General features: G+C 42.9%; 15 protein-coding genes. 4 read left to right on the top strand and 11 right to left on the bottom strand.

The genetic code is table 11. The annotated features are described in order from the left end of the window. Position 1: 1 nt before the first annotated feature. The 5 genes from nifN to nifH all read right to left on the bottom strand — a co-directional run bounded on the left by nifN (position 2) and on the right by nifH (position 6888). Complete coding sequence (gene nifN / locus QOL44_RS02365; RefSeq protein ID WP_009060138.1) at positions 2 to 1345, bottom strand: nitrogenase iron-molybdenum cofactor biosynthesis protein NifN; 1344 nt, start codon at positions 1343 to 1345, stop codon at positions 2 to 4. Between the two features lie 15 nt (positions 1346 to 1360). Then, positions 1361 to 2740, bottom strand: a complete 1380-nt coding sequence (gene nifE, locus QOL44_RS02360) for a nitrogenase iron-molybdenum cofactor biosynthesis protein NifE (RefSeq protein WP_009060140.1) — start codon at positions 2738 to 2740, stop codon at positions 1361 to 1363. A gap of 42 nt (positions 2741 to 2782) precedes the next feature. Next, positions 2783 to 4363, bottom strand: a complete 1581-nt coding sequence (nifK, locus tag QOL44_RS02355) for a nitrogenase molybdenum-iron protein subunit beta (RefSeq protein WP_009060142.1) — start codon at positions 4361 to 4363, stop codon at positions 2783 to 2785. Between the two features lie 43 nt (positions 4364 to 4406). After that, positions 4407 to 5882 carry a nitrogenase molybdenum-iron protein alpha chain gene (gene nifD, locus QOL44_RS02350; RefSeq protein ID WP_009060143.1) on the bottom strand — a complete coding sequence of 492 codons (1476 nt, stop codon included), beginning with the start codon at positions 5880 to 5882 and terminating at the stop codon, positions 4407 to 4409. Positions 5883 to 5994: 112 nt separating this feature from the next. Beyond that, positions 5995 to 6888, bottom strand: coding sequence for a nitrogenase iron protein (gene nifH, locus QOL44_RS02345; RefSeq protein ID WP_009060145.1), 894 nt, complete (start codon positions 6886 to 6888; stop codon positions 5995 to 5997). 337 nt (positions 6889 to 7225) lie between these two features. On the opposite strand from nifH, the gene QOL44_RS02340 reads away from it, so the two are divergent. Then, complete coding sequence (locus QOL44_RS02340; protein ID WP_009060147.1) at positions 7226 to 8386, top strand: homocitrate synthase/isopropylmalate synthase family protein; 1161 nt, start codon at positions 7226 to 7228, stop codon at positions 8384 to 8386. Positions 8387 to 8411: 25 nt separating this feature from the next. On the opposite strand, the gene QOL44_RS02335 is transcribed toward QOL44_RS02340, so the two are convergent. Further along, positions 8412 to 9131 carry a phosphoadenylyl-sulfate reductase gene (locus tag QOL44_RS02335; protein WP_009060148.1) on the bottom strand — a complete coding sequence of 240 codons (720 nt, stop codon included), beginning with the start codon at positions 9129 to 9131 and terminating at the stop codon, positions 8412 to 8414. 69 nt (positions 9132 to 9200) lie between these two features. Between QOL44_RS02335 and cysD the strand changes: the two genes are divergently transcribed. The 3 genes from cysD to QOL44_RS02320 all read left to right on the top strand — a co-directional run bounded on the left by cysD (position 9201) and on the right by QOL44_RS02320 (position 12442). Beyond that, positions 9201 to 10004 (top strand): sulfate adenylyltransferase subunit CysD, encoded by an 804-nt coding sequence (cysD, locus tag QOL44_RS02330; RefSeq protein WP_009060150.1) that lies wholly within the window; start codon positions 9201 to 9203, stop codon positions 10002 to 10004. A 46-nt stretch (positions 10005 to 10050) separates the two neighbouring features. Then, a complete protein-coding gene (gene cysC, locus QOL44_RS02325; RefSeq protein WP_009060152.1) occupies positions 10051 to 11967 on the top strand; it encodes an adenylyl-sulfate kinase in 1917 nt (638 codons plus the stop codon). 232 nt (positions 11968 to 12199) lie between these two features. Beyond that, positions 12200 to 12442, top strand: a complete 243-nt coding sequence (locus QOL44_RS02320; protein ID WP_134372445.1) for a hypothetical protein — start codon at positions 12200 to 12202, stop codon at positions 12440 to 12442. A gap of 270 nt (positions 12443 to 12712) precedes the next feature. On the opposite strand, the gene QOL44_RS02315 is transcribed toward QOL44_RS02320, so the two are convergent. The 5 genes from QOL44_RS02315 to QOL44_RS02295 are packed head-to-tail and all read right to left on the bottom strand — an operon-like array spanning position 12713 to position 17387. Beyond that, positions 12713 to 13111 (bottom strand): molybdenum cofactor biosynthesis protein MoaE, encoded by a 399-nt coding sequence (locus QOL44_RS02315; protein ID WP_009060154.1) that lies wholly within the window; start codon positions 13109 to 13111, stop codon positions 12713 to 12715. A gap of 4 nt (positions 13112 to 13115) precedes the next feature. After that, positions 13116 to 13394, bottom strand: a complete 279-nt coding sequence (locus QOL44_RS02310) for a MoaD/ThiS family protein (RefSeq protein WP_009060156.1) — start codon at positions 13392 to 13394, stop codon at positions 13116 to 13118. Positions 13395 to 13405: 11 nt separating this feature from the next. Then, a complete protein-coding gene (moaA, locus tag QOL44_RS02305; RefSeq protein ID WP_009060158.1) occupies positions 13406 to 14416 on the bottom strand; it encodes a GTP 3',8-cyclase MoaA in 1011 nt (336 codons plus the stop codon). 15 nt (positions 14417 to 14431) lie between these two features. Continuing rightward, positions 14432 to 14812 carry a DUF1844 domain-containing protein gene (locus QOL44_RS02300; RefSeq protein WP_009060160.1) on the bottom strand — a complete coding sequence of 127 codons (381 nt, stop codon included), beginning with the start codon at positions 14810 to 14812 and terminating at the stop codon, positions 14432 to 14434. A 37-nt stretch (positions 14813 to 14849) separates the two neighbouring features. Continuing rightward, positions 14850 to 17387, bottom strand: a complete 2538-nt coding sequence (locus QOL44_RS02295) for a M16 family metallopeptidase (protein ID WP_009060161.1) — start codon at positions 17385 to 17387, stop codon at positions 14850 to 14852. Between the last annotated feature and the right edge of the window lie 25 nt (positions 17388 to 17412).

Here is a 17412-nt window from a genome sequence, read left to right as displayed (position 1 = left end):
TTCATCCAGAAAGGGAGGTATAAAAATGGGTTCGTTCTTTCTCTTCTTCTTTTTTTTCTTCCTGTTCGATAAGCAAGTTAGTTATTTCAAAAAGGATGTTGCGACTTCCTCGGTATCCAACGCTCAAGCGGTGAGCTGCTCCCACTCTATCGAACATGGGAAGACCTATTCGGTAGAGGGGAATTCCCAGTCTTCGGGAGGCACCCCGACCGTGGGAATGGGTAAGAATGAGATCTGTACCTTTCGCCATGGTTTCTAAGTCTTCCAGATCGCCTATGGTGACTGTATCACAGGGCATATTGGGAAGAAGGACGGATTCTGTGGTGGTAATTGCCACGGTAATTTTTGCTCCCATTTCGACAAGGAAATTCCCAATAGCCCACAACAGGTCAGGCTCAGCACCGAGGGCAATTGAAAGTCCTCCAAAATAAAATTGGCAATCGAGCATGGCATCGACAAGCTGGGATCTTTGGCGACGGTATTTATTGGGAACAGGTTTTTGAGCAATGATTGAAAGCCTCTCTATAAAAAGATCGACCGAAGCTAATCCAGTGAGTCTTTCGAAAATAAAAAAAGGAACTCCTGTTTTGATTTCAAGAGCCATCGCAGCAGCGCGCATCTGTTCACCGATGGCAATGGTAACCTCCGATTTACCCATTTCTTTAAGCTTTTCTAATGGTGTCCCTCCAATCGTTGTAGGGGTAAAATCCTCTGGAACATGCCCATCAAGCGATCCTGAAATATCGGGCAAAATGATAGCTCTGAGCCCAAAGTCTTCTACCATTTCCTTAATTTCTTCGATATCTGCAGCTGACAGATGACTGCCGGGTAATATATTGATTTGGCCTTTAACAGTTTCAGAAGATGCTTCCACTAATACTTCGATCATTTTCGAAACGGCTTTTCCCCAACCATCTTGAAAAGCTCCAACGAAGTCAGGAGTAGAGACATAAACTAGCTGACAGTCTTCAACCTCTGGATGCCTCTGGCGAACTATCTTAAGATAACTTTCCACATCATCCCCTTTGGTTTCGGTCAGTCCAGTCGAGCAGATGCCTATCAAAGCAGGTTTTGCTCGTTTGTAAATGTTCACAATTGCTTGTTCTATATTCTCTAATCCTCCCATGATTGTTGTGACTTCATTCATTGCCGTTGTTTGCAACGGAATCATCTCACGAAAATGTCGAACAAAAAGTACGAGACCAAAGGCGGTACAACCTTGGGATCCATGGAGCACAGGCATCGATCTATTAATTCCCATAAAGGCAAGCGCCCCACCAATAGGCTGACTCATCTTCAATGGGCTCACCGAACAGGCTTTTTTACTATGAATAATCGTCGCCATCTTAATTTTTATCGGTTAGTCCCACGGAGCAGGAGTTCTTAACTTCTCCCACAGAGGATTATTTAAAGTCCTATCAATCTGATCTACCAAATTGACCATGCCTTCATATCCAGCATAGGCATGATGTCTTTCCTGATTAATATCTAGCCAAGGAACCTTTGCCTTTAATGCAACAAACTGAGAGCGGCCTCCGGAAAGCAAAATGTCCGCCTGGGCATCCTTAAGCATCTTATACATCTCCTTAGGCGTCATCTCTTCGATCATGTGGGCTTCTTCTCCCATGATTTTTTTAATCCTTTGTTTATCTTCCTCCGTTGACTTTTTAACACTAGTCCCTACCACCACCATCCCCACCTCTTGCAAAGCCGAAACAACAGACCAAGATTTCACTCCTCCAGTGATCAATAAAACCCTTTTGCCAGATAACCTTTTTTTGTATGTTTCCAACTTTCTCCACGCTTTCTGTTCCTCGTGTCTGATCAGAATTTCCGTCTTTGCCAGCAGTTCTTCCTCTGCTCCCCTTTGGACTAGAAGGGTAGCGATGTTTCTTAAAGCCTCACTCATATCGGAGATTCCATAAAAAGACCCTTCAAAAAAAGGAATCCCATAGCGTTCTTCCATTTTTCTAGCGATATTGATCATCGCCTTGGAGCAGACAAGCATTGCTGCTCTGGCCCTATGACAACTGGCTATTTCTTTGTAACGGCTATCCCCTGATATACAGGCAGCAATCCTTATACCAAGTTGATCGAAAAGCGGTTTTACCTGCCACAATTCCCCCGCTAAATTATATTCGCCAATGATATTGATATCATAAGGCGTGGTCACTTCTGGCTCTTCTGTGCCAATTACGTAGTCCAACAACGCTTCACCAGCTAACTTGTTCCCAAGGTTTTTACTACCCGCAAAGCCAGGGGATTGAATCGGAACAACAGGGATCCCAAATTTCTCTTTGGCTGCCTTGCATACGGCTTCTAAATCATCGCCAATCAAGGCAGGAATACAGGTGTTATAAACGAAAACGGCCGGAGGTCTGTACTTTTCCACCACTTCCTTTATGGCTTTGAAAAGCCTCTTTTCTCCGCCATAAATTACATCCATTTCGTTTATATCTGTCGTAAAACCCAAACGATAAAGCTTGGAGCCGGAGGACTTGGAACCTCGATTATCCCAAGAGTTTCCTTCACAGGCTATTGGACCATGCACAAGATGAACAACATCCGTTATAGGCTGCAAGGCGATTTTGGCTCCATCAAACGCACAGCCTCCTGCTGCAGCACCAGGCTGTAAGATCTTGGTGCAGCCTTTTTTCCGTTCTTTATCAGATTTTGAGCGGTTTTTCTGGCAGGCTGGCTCTTGAAACACCTCCTGGATTTTTGCCGATAGCGTCGTCATGGTACTTGCCTCCTTGGCAGCCTTTTCTTTTCTTCGAAATCCTTATCGTATTATGTCATAGCTATAATCTGATTTTGCAGGAACGATTGTGTTTTTATCCATCTCATCAAAGATCTTATCCAAAATCCATACTAGAACATTCAATCCACCCTGATAGCCCCATATCGGATAGCGATGATGATGATGCCTATCAAAAATAGGAAATCCAATACGAATCAAGGGAGTGCCCGTATCCCTTTCGAGATATTTAGCATACGTGTTACCGATTAAAAAATCCACAGGCTCTGTAAAGAGCAGCGATCGCATATGCCACAGGTCTTTGCCAGCATAAACATTGCAATTTTTGCCAAAAGGAGAAGCCTCAAGAAGGGCTTTCGCTTTCTCTTCCCATTCTTTGCCCCCATTGGTACATAAGACATGAATCGGTTCGGCTCCCAGTTCCAAAAGAAAACCAGTAAGACCAAGGGTCATATCCGGATCTCCAAACAGAGCAAAGCGCTTCCCATGAATATGGGCATTGGAATCTGCTATGGCATCGACAAGCCTACCCCGTTCTTTTTCAAGTTCTTCAGGGATAGACTTCCCGGTCAACTTACTGATTTCCATAAGGAATGCATCGGTCGCCCGCACTCCTATTGGACAATGGAAGACAACAGTTTGTTGGCCCTTCTCATTTATATAAGAGATAGTTTTTTCTGTGCAAAATCCTTGGATGGAAACCGTAGCTTTTGAATGAATAGCATCAGAAATCTCAGCAAGTTTCGTTCCACCATCATACATTCGGAATGTCCCATCGGTTGGGGTATCCCAAACATCGCTATTATCGGAGAGAATCAAATAGTTAACCCCCATCAAACTAAGTATTCTTTTTAATTCCCTCATATTGCCTACAGTATAAGGGTCAAAGCCTCCAATAATATTGATTCGATCCACAGGCTTTCTTTCTAGTGGTGGCACAGTTCCCGCTTTACCATCCCAAAAATAGCTCAGTATCCCTTTCATCATATTGTCGTAGCCTGTAATATGGCTTCCAACAAAGGATGGGGTATGGGCGAAAGGAACGTCAAAGTCTTGGGGAATACTGCCTTTATCCCTTGCATTTTTTATAAAAGCATTGAGATCATCGCCAATCACCTCAGCCATACAAGTAGTGGAGACAGCGATCATTTTTGGTTTGTATAAAGAAAAAGAATTAGCCAGCCCATCAATCATGTTATTAAGCCCACCAAAGACTGCCGCATCTTCAGTCATAGAAGAGGAGACACAGCTGGAGGGTTCTTTAAAATGCCGGCTAAAATGGCTCCTAAAATAAGCCACACAGCCCTGGGAGCCATGGACAAAGGGCAGGGTTCCTTCAAATCCCACTGCCGCAAAGATAGCTCCCAGGGGTTGGCAGGCTTTGGAAGGATTTATGGATATGGCTTCTCGAGCAAAATTTTTTTCTCTGTACTCCCAGGTTTTTGTCCATTCCCTGATTTTTTCAACCTCTTCAGCAGGTGCTGGATTTTCAAACTCACATTTTTTCTTCTCAAACATCTGTAAGTACTGGGGTTGTCTAAACAGATTAAAATGATCGAGCACATTGTCGGCATTTTGGCTTTTTGCCTTTTCTGTCGTTTCCATAATCCTCTCCTTTATTGTTAAGCTTTAGACTGAATCGGATGCTTCATTGCTTTGTTTTCCAAGGCGCAGCCGTCATTTTCCACACCGGGCTATTGATCGCCATGTCCATGTCCCTAGCAAATATCGCAAAGCCATCATACCCATGATAAGGCCCAGAATAATCCCACGAATGCATCTGGCGAAAAGGAAAGCCCATCTTTTGGAAAACATATTTTTCTTTGATTCCCGAACCCACTAGATCGGGCTGAAGGGCTTCAACAAACTTTTCGAATTCGAACCCTGTCACATCATCATAAATAAGGGTACCATCCTTCACATAATGCGTCGTCCGCTGGTAATCATCGTTATGGCCAAACTCATAGCCAGTGCCAATGACTTCCATTCCCAAATCTTCGTAAGCTCCAATGACATGCCTGGGTCTTAAGCCCCCCACAAAGAGCATTACTTTTTTGCCTTCTAACCTAGGCCTATACTTGGCAATGACCGCATCGACCATTGGTTGGTACTTAGCAATGACCTTTTCGGCACCTTCTTTAATTTTATCGTCAAAAAAGCTAGCAATCTTCCGCAGCGATTCAGCAATTTTTGTTGGCCCAAAGAAGTTGTATTCTACCCATGGAATCCCAAATTTCTCTTCCATGTACCGGCTGATGTAATTCATCGAACGATAACAGTGTAAGATATTGAGTTTGACTTTAGGGGTTCTCTCAAGCTCTTTTAAGCTCCCATCTCCTGACCATTGAGCCACAACGCGTAAGCCCATTTCTTCAAGGAGGATGCGTGATGCCCAAGAATCCCCACCAATATTGTAATCACCGATAATAGCAACATCATAAGGAGTAGAAACAAACTCTTCTTTTTTGCCGGCCATTTTTTCTAGCACCCAATCCCTGATGCTATCATTGGCTATATGGTGACCTAAAGACTGCGAAACCCCTCTAAAACCTTCACACCGTACGGGTACAATGGTCTTGCCACCGAAATCTTTACTCTTAGCTTTGGCCACAGCCTCAATATCATCTCCAATCAGTCCTATAGGACACTCCGACTGAATGGTAATGCCTTTGTTCAAAGGAAAGAGTTCCTGCAGCTCTTCCAGAGCCTTCGCTAACTTTTTATCTCCTCCAAAGACAATGTCTCTTTCCTGGAAATCCGTCGTAAACTGCATGGTCACAAAGGTATCTACCCCTGTTGTGCCTATATAATAATTCCGTCGTGAAGCCCATGAATATTGCCCACACCCCACAGGTCCATGGCTAATATGGATCATATCTTTTATGGGTCCCCAGACCACCCCTTTGGATCCAGCATAAGCACATCCTCTAATGGTCATTACCCCAGGAAGCGATTTAATATTGGATTTTACGCCACAATCAGACTTCCCAGCTTCATAAAGATTTAAGTGCTTTTCTCTTTTTTTTGCTGCCTTCTCTGGATAGACTTGAAGCACCTCTTTGATCAGTGCTTTGTTCCTTTCCTTTACATTTACTGGTTGTGCGTTTTCTATTGTCAAACTCATAGACCTACTCCTTTTGTTCTGTTTTTAGCTGCTCTCCAATGAGCTGCGCTATTTATGGTCCATCGAACCCCTCACTTCTATAGAGGAGGGGTTCGACTTTCCATAGTCGCAATCAAACACAAACGGCAGCTTCCTCTTCCACTTTGGCTTTTCCAATCAAGCTTTCGTCTTCTTTTTTCATAATCCCAAACTCCATTAGCAGATCCTCCAGTTCATCCATCGTCACCGGTTTGGGGATGACTCCTTTCCCTGCGTTTTCATGGATTTTCTTGGCTAAAGCCCGATATTCGTCTGCTTGCTTACTGTCAGGAGCATATTCGATTACAGTCATTCTTCGTAACTCCGCATGCTGGACGACATTATCTCTAGGAACAAAGTGGATCAGCTTTGAGCCCAGTCTTTTCGCTAATGCGTCAGCCAAGTCATATTCCCTATCGGTCTTCCTTTCGTTACAAATCAGTCCACCCAGTCTTACCCCACCTGAATTGGCGTATTTCAATATTCCTTTGCAGATATTGTTCGCCGCATACATCGCCATCATTTCTCCAGACATGACGATATAAATTTCCTGAGCTTTGTTTTCTCTAATAGGCATGGCAAATCCCCCACAGACGACATCCCCAAGAACATCATACGACACATAATCGATATCCTCATAAGCTCCATTTTCTTCTAAGAAATTAATCGAGGTGATGACTCCCCGACCTGCACATCCCACTCCGGGCTCAGGACCGCCAGATTCGACGCATCGTATGTTCCGGTAACCAATTTTCATCACATCTTCTATTTCCAAATCTTCCACACTTCCGGCTTGAGCCGCCAAATGGAGAATGGTATCCTGAGCTTTGGAATGTAGAATCAATCTCGTAGAGTCTGCTTTAGGATCGCATCCGACAATCAGGATCCGCTGCCCCATCTCGGCTAACGCCGCTAGTGTATTCTGAGAAGTCGTAGATTTACCGATACCTCCCTTACCATAAAAAGCAATCTGCCTTAATCCACTCACTAGTACCTCCTTTTTTCTTTTTGTTTTTTTTTGGCAGGCAACCGCCGTTTTCCTACTACGAGCAGCATCTATGCCAACATGTAGAACCGTTATAAAAGCAGCCTTTGCTCCCTCCTTATAGTTCCCTAGTCTACAAGCAAAACTTCTAGGCTCTATTCTTCCTATCCTTGGGAGAAGACTAGAGAGTCGTCTCTCCTATCCCTTGTTCGACACACATCGGTTTGGCTGTTAAAAAAAAGACAAAAGAAAAATATTTTGTCGAATTCTTTACATTATTGGATGGCTCCATGCTCAAACTGGAGAATTCTAATGGCATACTTTCTGCTTCTAACTGTCCGTGGGGACAAGCCAAAAGATTTTGTTAGCTGACACAACCTTACGAGACGGAGAGCAAACTCCAGGAGTTGCATTCAGTCCCAATCAAAAGGATCTGATTGCTAAACGGTTAGCGCAATGTGGGCTCAGAGAAATTGAAGCAGGCACCCCATCAATCGGAAAAGTAGAAATGGAAGCCTTCGATAAAATTCTTTCCCTTGGACTTTCTGCCCGTATCACCGCCTGGGGAAGAATGACGGAGGAAGATTTAAAAGCAGTCAAGCAATCTGGGGCCTCTACTGTCAATCTCTCCATACCCCTTTCTGACATTCAGATTTCAACAAAACTCAAGATGACCCGGTCTTCTGTACTAGAAAAAATAAAAAAATATGTATCAAAAGCCAAGGACATGGGCCTTGAAGTTGCCATGGGAGGAGAAGACGCCTCCCGAGCAGATGAACAATTTTTAATGGAGGCCGTGGAAGTTTCTCAACAAAGCGGTGCCTTCCGATTTCGCTATGCTGATACTGTTGGTATTCTCGATCCTATTCAAACATACAAAATCATTTCCAAGTTAAAAAAAATCACGCCCATGCTTTTGGAATTCCATGGACATGATGATTTTGGCATGGCAACAGCCAATTCAATAGCTGCCTGGCATGCTGGTGTCGATTCCCTCAGTCTTACCACTTGTGGTCTTGGAGAAAGAGCAGGGAATGGATCGCTTGAAGAAGTTGCCTTTTTCCTTTCTATTCGTGAAAAGGTAGATTGCGGCATAGATCTGAAGGCACTTTTTTCCTTGTGTTTCTTAATTGCTCGGTTCAGTGGAAGGAAAATTCCTCGTTGGAAAAGTATCCTAGGGAAAGACATTTTTCTGCATGAATCAGGCATTCATGTCGATGGAATTCTCAAAAACCCAAGAAATTATGAACCTTTCCATCCGTCTATTATAGGCCGAAAGCATCGGTTTATTCTTGGGAAACATTCAGGAAGAAAATCCGTTCTTTGGACCTACGAAAAACTAGGAATCTTTTTATCAGAAGAACAGGCCCGGAGAATATTGGATCAGATTAGAGATTTTGCAATAAACAACAAAAGAACTCCTTCAAAAGAGGAATTAATAGGATTTGTCGATACTCCAAGGGCTTTTCCTTCCCCTAGCACAATCGAAAAAAGCAGTTAACCTCCTCACCAATTAGCTAGCGCCCTTAGTAAGTTTCCTTTGCTTCATGCAGGCCGCATTCTCTTTTTATGCCAAAGAACCTGGTTTGCTCTGGAAGCATCCCTTCTTCAAGTTTGCTTGTTGTATGAATATCCCCTATGGAAACATACCCCTCGAAAGCCAGTGGATGCATCGGCAGTTTGTGCTTATAGATAAACTCGTTGATTTTCTCCGTTGTCCAATCGGCTATGGGATGCAGCTTTGCTCGATCCCAATGCCAGGTTAAAATAGGGATGTTTTTTCTAGTCGAAGATTGTTCCCTGCGCAAACCAGAAATCCAACAATGGGCATCAAGTTCTTCTAAAGAACGGATCATGGGCTCAACTTTCATAATCTGATTATACTTTTCTATGCCCTCTTTGCCTTGCTCCCAGAGTTTTCCGTAGCGTGCTTCAAACCAAGCAGGAGAAAGAGCTGGCCTATACACTTTTAGATTGATTTTCAATTCTTCCACTAGTCTATCAATGTAGCGGTAAGTTTCTGGGAAAAGATAGCCTGTATCAATCACTACAACAGGAATTTCTGGCCAGACAGAAAGAACAAGCTTCAGTGTCACAACCGATTGAGCTCCAAAACTCGAGCTTAATATCACTTTTCTTTTGAAAAAATCGAGCGCCCAACTGATACGCTCCAAGGCATCTTTTTTTTCCAAAAGCCGGTTATAGTCTTGTAGTGAATCGAACAATTCTTTTTTCATTGCTTTCATTTCGGTTGTTGAAAAAAAATAGTTGTAAAAATAAAAGATTCAAATAAAACTATATTCACTCTATAGAATATGCAGAATTTAGACAACTTAGAATCGCAAAGTATTTTTATTTTTCGAGAAGCTCGATATGCTTTTAAAAATCTAGCAATGCTCTGGTCAATGGGGAAGGACTCAAACGTGCTCCTTTGGCTTGCCAAAAAAGCCTTTTGTGGACATATCCCTTTCCCTATCATCCATATTGATACGACTTACGAATTTCCTCAAATGCTCGAGTTTCGTTCTTGGGCAAAAGAATATTACGGCTTTGAATTGATTGTTAAAATTAACCAAGAAGCCATTGAGCGAGGCATTAGCTATAAGACGCATGATCCTGTCACAGTCACCCACGAGCTGAAAACGGTGGCTCTCAAGCAGGCTTTGGAAGAATACAAGTGGGATGGTCTCATTACGGGCATACGAAGAGATGAAGATGGCGTTCGGGCTAAAGAACGATACTTTTCCCCTAGAAACCAATCTATGGAATGGGAATACAAAAACCAACCCCCAGAATTTTGGAATCTGTTTTTAGCTACTCTTCCTAATAATGGCCATGTCAGAATACAGCCCCTCCTTGATTGGACCGAACTCGATATTTGGCTTTATATTAAACGGGAAAACATCCCTATTCCCTCCCTCTATTTTTCAAAAAATGGAAAACGGTATCGTTCCTTAGGCTGTTGGCCCATCACCCATCCTGTACCAAGCCATGCCTCAACCATTGATGAAATTATAGAAGAACTTTATCATACAAAGACTTCGGAAAGAGCAGGTAGAGCCCAAGATCATGCTGAGCCTAATGCGATGCAAAAACTCCGAGCCAAAGGATTTCTTTAATTCTTAAAAAGCGATTCGATTCTCAATTGAGCTAAGAGACAAAACAATGAATAACCATTTACCTTTAGGGACTAAGACCTTTAACATTGTTTTTGCTGGTCATGTCGATCATGGCAAATCGACATTGATTGGTAGAATTTTGTGGGATACAGATAGCGTTCCTAAAGAAAAAAAAGAAGCAGCCATAGCTTATTGCCAAAAGAATAGAATCGAGTTCGAATATGCCTTTCTTTTGGATTCTCTATTAGAAGAAAGAACCCAAAACATAACCATCGATGTTACGGAAGTAAACTTCTTTTATGGACAACGAAGATTTAGAATTATTGATGCTCCAGGGCATTTAGAATTTTTAAAAAATATGATTAGTGGAGCAACAAAAGCTGATGCTGCTGTGCTCGTCATCGATTCTTCTGTTGGAATTGGAGAACAGACAAAACGGCACGCCATGCTCCTTGCTCTACTTGGAATAAAACAGATAGTGGTAGCACTCAATAAATTCGATTTGGTTCATTACAGCCCTCAAGCATACAAAATTCTCCACAACGAATGTATTCAACTTCTTGAGAAGTTAGAATTACCCTGTAACTTTGTCATTCCACTTTCGGCAAAATCTGGAGAAAACATAATCGAACGCTCCACGCATTTATCTTGGTATGAAGGCAAACCCCTACTCGAAGCCTTACTAGGGTTAGATATTTCGACTTCTCCAGAGAACTCTCCCCTTCGCTTTCCTATCCAGGATGTTTTCAGGTTTGATGAACGCAGGCTTTTAGCTGGTAGAATCGAATCAGGAAAGTTGCAGCAGGGAGAGTTAATTGCTTTTTATCCTTCGGGTAAAAAGAGCAAAGTCAAGGCAATACACCATTGGCCTCCCGAGAGTTCCCCTCAGGTAGTCTCAGCTGGCAAATCCACGGCTATTCAATTAGAAGAAGAAATTTTCGTAGAAAGAGGTGAAATCATCGCTCATGAAAACACCCCTCCCATAGTCGCTACTGATTTTTTTGCGAGAATATTCTGGCTGGGAGATCATCCTCTTGCCATTGGGGCACCGTACACTTTCCGACTTACCACTCAACAAAGCATAGCCAGAGTGTTACAAATCCAGCGGGTTATAGATGCTACAACCTTAGAGGACCTACAACCCGTGCCTATGGAAGTTAAGAAAAATGAGACCGCCGAGGTGATTTTTCGCACCTCAGCACCCATCGCTTGTGATTTGTTTGAAAACGTCCAGACGACAGGCCGGTTTGTATTCGCTGACCAAAATAGAATTGCTGGTGGTGGCATCATCCTCAAGGCTTTGCCAAGCAAACCTGTGCATGAAATCAAGGGAAGATCACGGATTAGTGCCGTACAAAGGGCCAAATTTTTGGGACATCGTAGTGGTGTTTTTTGGATGACCGGTCTCTCGGGTTCAGGCAAAACGACCCTTTCCAACCGACTCGAACAGATACTCTTCCACAGAGGCATTCTTGCTTATGTTATCGACGGAGACGAGCTCCGAGGGGGGCTTAGCAAGGATTTAGGTTTCGATGCACAAGATCGCAAAGAAAATATTCGTCGGGCTGCTGAGACAGCAAAAACTCTTGCTAAATCAGGCCTTGTTGTCATTGTCGCACTAATTTCTCCTTTTGAGGAAGACAGGAAAAACGCCCGATCGATCTGTGAAAAAGATGGCATCCTTTTCAAAGAGATCTTTGTCGATGCACCAATTGAAATTTGTAAATCCAGGGATCCTAAATTTCTTTATCTCAAAGCAAGCAAAGGAGAAATTCCCAAGATGACCGGGCTTGATTCTCCGTATGAACCCCCTAGTCATTGTGATCTGCATCTTTTGACCGCACAGGAATCGATTGAAACCTGCCTTGAGAAATTGCTGGATTTTATCGTGCCTCTAGTTCGTATATCTCCAGACAAAGAAAGGGAACTGGGCCTGTTGGAAGACCCAGCCGCTGAAATTTAAAGGCTTTATAACAAAAGCAGAAGACAGCGCTTTTCTCATTCCTAAAGACATAGTCATGACTTGCTTACACCTGAGCCAAGTTCGTTCTTTTCGCTGCTTCCGATTAAGCATTAGGCTCTCTGCTCGGGATCGTTTGTCGCCTTGTCTTATCCGGATTCACCAGCTTTCTCCATAGCCTCTAGTCTTTTTTTATTTTAGCACAAACCGAAAAGAAAGCGTGGGAAAGCAGGGAATGCCCCAAACGAGCTCTTTGGACATCTCTTCCTGCTCAAGAGAGGGACTCGCCCTTCATGACGAAGATTTTGGTCCCATAAGACTAGCAAAACTTTTCGATCCATTCGAAGCCGAACTGGACCAGCCGGTCCTTGTGGGCGACCATGACCATCGGAGATCTTGTCCCGTACCCCAAGCCGTTCGACCTCCGTTTTGCCTTGGACCAGATAAAACTTTGCCAATGCTTTCCGCTGAGCCTTGAGATCCCCCTTTTACCCAGCGCTAGAGACTTTCGTGTAGGTGCTTGTGCTGCGCTCTCGTTGTCTTTTATCCGATACTACGCAGAGAGTCCTCGTGGGTGTTGTATCACCAATTTGTCGGTACTCGTTTGACGGGCGCCTCCCTTCCCCTTCACCTTTCGCTACTGACTGTTGATACTCCGAGTGATCAGCGCGCCAAACATCTTCACCGAATATAGGTTGGCCAGGCCTATTTACAATTAGATTGGCATCGCAATAGCAATAAGTATTCTTTACTCTTCTTTTTCAGCTAACAGAGGAGATTTCCAAATGGGTACATCCGATTTTAATCTGTTGATGAATTCTTGAGCTAATTGAAACGCCTCTGAGCGATGCGTGCTATAGATCCTTAAAAAAACTGATGGCTCTCCAACAGCAACAGGTCCAATCCTATGACAAACTTCCAGTCGTTGGCATGGGTATTTTTTCAAAAGTTCTTGAGCAATTTCATAAAGAAGCCGTTTAGCCATTGCTATGTAAGCTTCATAATGAAGAGCGGCTATCTTTTGGCCTCCTTCCATACTTCTGACCAATCCCCAAAACTCTACGACAGCCCCACTTTCTCCACTCAAAGGCAAACGCAGAGGAGCTATCTTTAGTGGTTCATCGGTCATTTCAATCTCAATTTTCATAAGATTACCCACCGCTTACAGGAGGAATAATAGCCATTTCCTCTGCCTCTTCTATCGGCTGATCCCATGAAGCATAACGTTGATCAATGGCTACACGAGCCCCATGGATTTTTTCAAAAAAAGACGGTTCGATCTCTAAAACAATTTCCCTGGGGGTTTTCGACCTATCCACAAGAAGCATTTTTTCTGCAAATCCAAGTAGCTCTTTTGCCTGAGCAAAAGCCAATATTCTTATGGCTTCTGTTCCAATATGTTCTTTTGCTACTCTAGTTTCTTTTTCCATACACCAAACTTTCAACCTCCAATAGAAGTCATCACTCTTCCAGGATTATAGTTTTCTCTAAAAGAATGTTCGGGAGGCTTCCTCTGCAAAGCCAATTCAAAAGCTTGATATACTTTGAAAGGATCAACTGAGGGTCTTAAAAAAGGCTTTATGTCTATCTCAAGATGATTTCCCAAACAAGGCCTTATAAAGCCATCGCTCGTCAGACGCATCTTATTACAGTTATCACAAAAATGGAAATCAGAGATCGCACCAATAAAACCCACAATGGCGTTACGTTTTTTCATCCGGAAGTATTTAGCCGGCCCTTGTCCTAGTTTATAATCTAATGGCTCTAAGTCGTCCTGTTTCTCTAACCGTTTTTTTAATTCCGCAACGGAGAGAAAATTTTCTTTAGAAATCTTACCCGTATAACTTATAGGCATTAATTCAATAAACCGAATAACCAGTTTTTTTTCCGAAGCCCATTCGATTAAAGGCAAAAACTCTTCTTCGTTGATCCCTCGAAGTAGGACCGTATTGATCTTGACTGATTCAATACCCACTTTTTGGCATTCATCTATGCCTTCCAATACAGGCGCAATGTCTCCCCCAGTGATCTTTTTGTAAAGAGCAGGATTAAGACAGTCCAGGCTAACGTTCACTCCAGCTATATTTGCTTCTTTTAGCTTTCGGGCATAGAGTCCAAGCAAAGTTCCATTCGTAGAAAGCCGAACAGAACGGACTCCAGAGATTTTTGTCAATTGCTCAATAAAAGACACCGTTCCTTTTCTAACTAGTGGCTCTCCCCCAGTAATCCTGAAATCCTTAAACCCATGCCTTAACGCACCATGAAAAATCGTCCAATAAATTTCCTCAAAGGAAAGAAGATTCTCTTTTTTGGATAGAAACCCTAGATCTTGTGGAAAACAGTAAACACACCGCTCATTACATCGATCCGTGACAGAAATTCGCAAGTAATGAACTTTTGCTGATCCCTGAAGACCTTGAAAAAAATTTGATTCCACATTTTCCCTAAGCATAATTAAGAAATTTCCTTATCCGTAGCTTTTAAAAAACCTCCTCTTTTCGGGATCCGTTTCAAGTGGTTTTTCTATTTTCTTTTCAGTTTCAGGCTCTTCTTTTTTCTTTTCCCAATCTTTCGCTGTTTTTAGATAAGAGAGCCTAAGCTCAGTCAGTAGTCCATCTAACGTCCGGCTCTCTTCTAAAGAGAGGTTGCCTTGGGTCTTTATTTTTAAGGCTTCGAGTTGATCGATCACTTCGGCCGCTTCTTCTAATTTTGGTGATTGGAGCTCATGGCCAGGGGCTTTTATAAGCCCAAGCAAAAAAAGAGCTTCATGGTATTTCATCATCACAAGAGCTAAAAAATGCCGCGTTATTTCTTCAGGCGTATATCCAGAATATCCGCTATTAGCCATTGTCATCCTCCATTTTCAGCTAACAAATAAGCAAAAATTAAGGATACACAATACCGATTACATAACCGGTTAGAGAAAATATCCTCCGAGCCGTCTCATTAATCTCTTCTAGAGAGATTTGCTCAATTTTTTTTATCTTCTTCTCTTCGTAGTCCCAACCAAGCCCAAGGAGAGCATCAATCGTAGCACGGGCAATAGAAGAGGAAGGATATTGAGAAGCGATTTTTTCTTCACTTAAAAGTTTCGCCTTGGCTCTCTGAAGTTCTTCCTCTAAAAACCCATGCTGACAAATGTCTTCAAGCACATTAAAAATAAGTTTTTCAACTTCCTCCTTAAACTTAGGATCGGTGCCGGCGATGATAGAAAAGGCCCCTCCTTTCCATCCAATAAAACGCGTTGGGAATACAAAATAAGCAAGTCCTTTTTCTTCCCTTATCTTTATAAAGAGCCTTGATCCCAAATCTGAAAGGATTTCCGATATAACCTCTAGAGGAATTTGATCAGGATCCGCAATAGGCTTGGTTCTAAAAGAAATCCCCACAACCGCCTGTTCTTTTCCAGGGATTTTTTGTTCCACCTTTAGGGGCTTTTCCAATGGAAAGACAGGAAATTCAAAGCTCGACGGAATGCTTCTAGCAGGGAAAGAAACAAAGGAAGATTCGATTCGTTTTAGCCATTTTTCTGGGGCAACAGGCCCTCCAATACCCAAAACCATTCTACCTGTTTGAAAAACAGACAGAATAAAATTTCGGATGTCTTCTACGGTTATCTCCCTAATCGAAGCTTCCGTTCCTAACGGGTCACGTTCATAAGGATGACCTTGCCAAAGTGTCTTTCGGAGAAGAGATTGAAGAATATGAACAGGATCATCCATCTGAAGCCGAATATGATGAATCTGTTTTCTCTTTTCAATTTCTAATTCTCTTTCCAGACATGCCGGCTCATGGATTATTTCAGAAAAAAGCTCGAAAGAACTTTCCCATGCCTCACTCATGCTTTCGAGATAAACCCCAGCAGTGTTGTTCCCCGAATCGGCTCCATACGTTCCTCCAAGAAGCTCGATGCCTTTGGCTAGTTCTTCCGCTGATCTTTTGCGTGTTCCTTTAAGAAGGATAGCTGCCGCAAGCTTTGAGATGCCTGATTTTTCCTGAGGTTCCCACAAGGGGCCTCCATCAAAAGTGGCGCGAAAATACTGAAGGGGCAGTTCATTGGAACGATAAATAAGCTGGATGCCATTGGAGAGCTCAAAATGGTTTACAGTTGGTTCCTTGGAAGTAGAGGAAAAAACATTCGGTTTTTGCTCTTTAGGGATGAGCTGGACCTGGCTCAGGTTTTCCTCACGAAAATAGCGAGGAATTAACTCTAGAATTTTCTCTTTTTCAAGGGCTTGAAGCCTACGTAAAAAATTCTCTTTAAAGAAAGGATCTCTGAACAGTAACCATCCGCTTCCTACGGTTTCAGCTCTGGCATTTGCAGAACGCAGCTCCCGAATCGAATGAGAAAATTGCTGGCTTAAAGATAAGGTAAATTCCTCTTCTGAAATGCCCCTTTTAGGAAAAGAACGAAGTTCTTCTAAGATCCTTTCACTGAGTTTTTCAACATTTTCAGGGATGCATTTTGCCTCAATCCCAAAGACTCCCATAGTAGAGCCTGTAAGAAAAAAGGCATCAATTTCTTGGGCAATTCCTTCCTTTTCTACCAGTTTTTGATGTAAAAGCGAACTGCGGGTTTGCGCTAGGAAGGTTGAAAAGAGCTGTAGGGCCGGGGCATCCTCATGATGCAATCCAGGAACATGAAACAGCATACAGATTCTACCAATTTCCGTTGCGATCTCTTTGGAAGCAAACCTTTTAGAAAGCTGAGGTGGTTCATCGGCTATATCGATGAGTGGGCAAAACTTCATCGGTTCTTTCGAAAGAATTTCTGTTGCTTTAGCATAAACCTCTTCTGGATTCACCGCCCCAGAAACCACTAGGAACACATTCTGCGGAACATACCTACTCTGATAGTAATCCAGCACAGCTTGCCTATCGATCAGATCAAATAATCCCGGCAAACCGATGATCGGATACTTCAGAGGATGGTAACTAAAAGCTGTTTCAAAAGCCAGTTGGAAAAGACAGCTGTCAGGGTCATCTTCAACCATAGCTATCTCACGGCGTATCACCTCTTTTTCTTCCTCAAAACTATCCGGAGGAATGGCTGCATGAAAAACGAGATCGGAAAGGATATCCAAAGCCTCTTTCCAGCAAGAAGATGGGAGATCCACATGATAAACCGTTCTGTCGTAGGAGGTATAGGCGTTAAGATGCCCACCTAGCGCCTGCATATCCCAAACAATTCTTTTCCCATCCCTTTGAGCGGTTCCTTTGAAAAGCAGGTGCTCCAGGAAATGAGATATCCCTGAACCAATATACTTTCCTTCATGAATACTGCCTGTAGCACACCAAAACTGTAAGGAAACAACCTCCGCTTGATAATTTGAATCTACAAGGACTGTTAGCCCATTGGGCAGAGTTTCTTTGAAAATCTTTGGGAAAAGAGAAAAAGAAGCTAGCAATCCTTTAGAATGCATAAGTTAGGCTAACGCTAAAAAGAGA

Source organism: Candidatus Methylacidiphilum fumarolicum, from assembly GCF_949774925.1.
Taxonomy (GTDB): Bacteria; Verrucomicrobiota; Verrucomicrobiia; order Methylacidiphilales; family Methylacidiphilaceae; genus Methylacidiphilum; species Methylacidiphilum fumarolicum.
The sequence above is the reverse complement of the archived record's forward strand: the minus strand, read 5'-3'. Positions and strand labels throughout refer to the sequence as shown.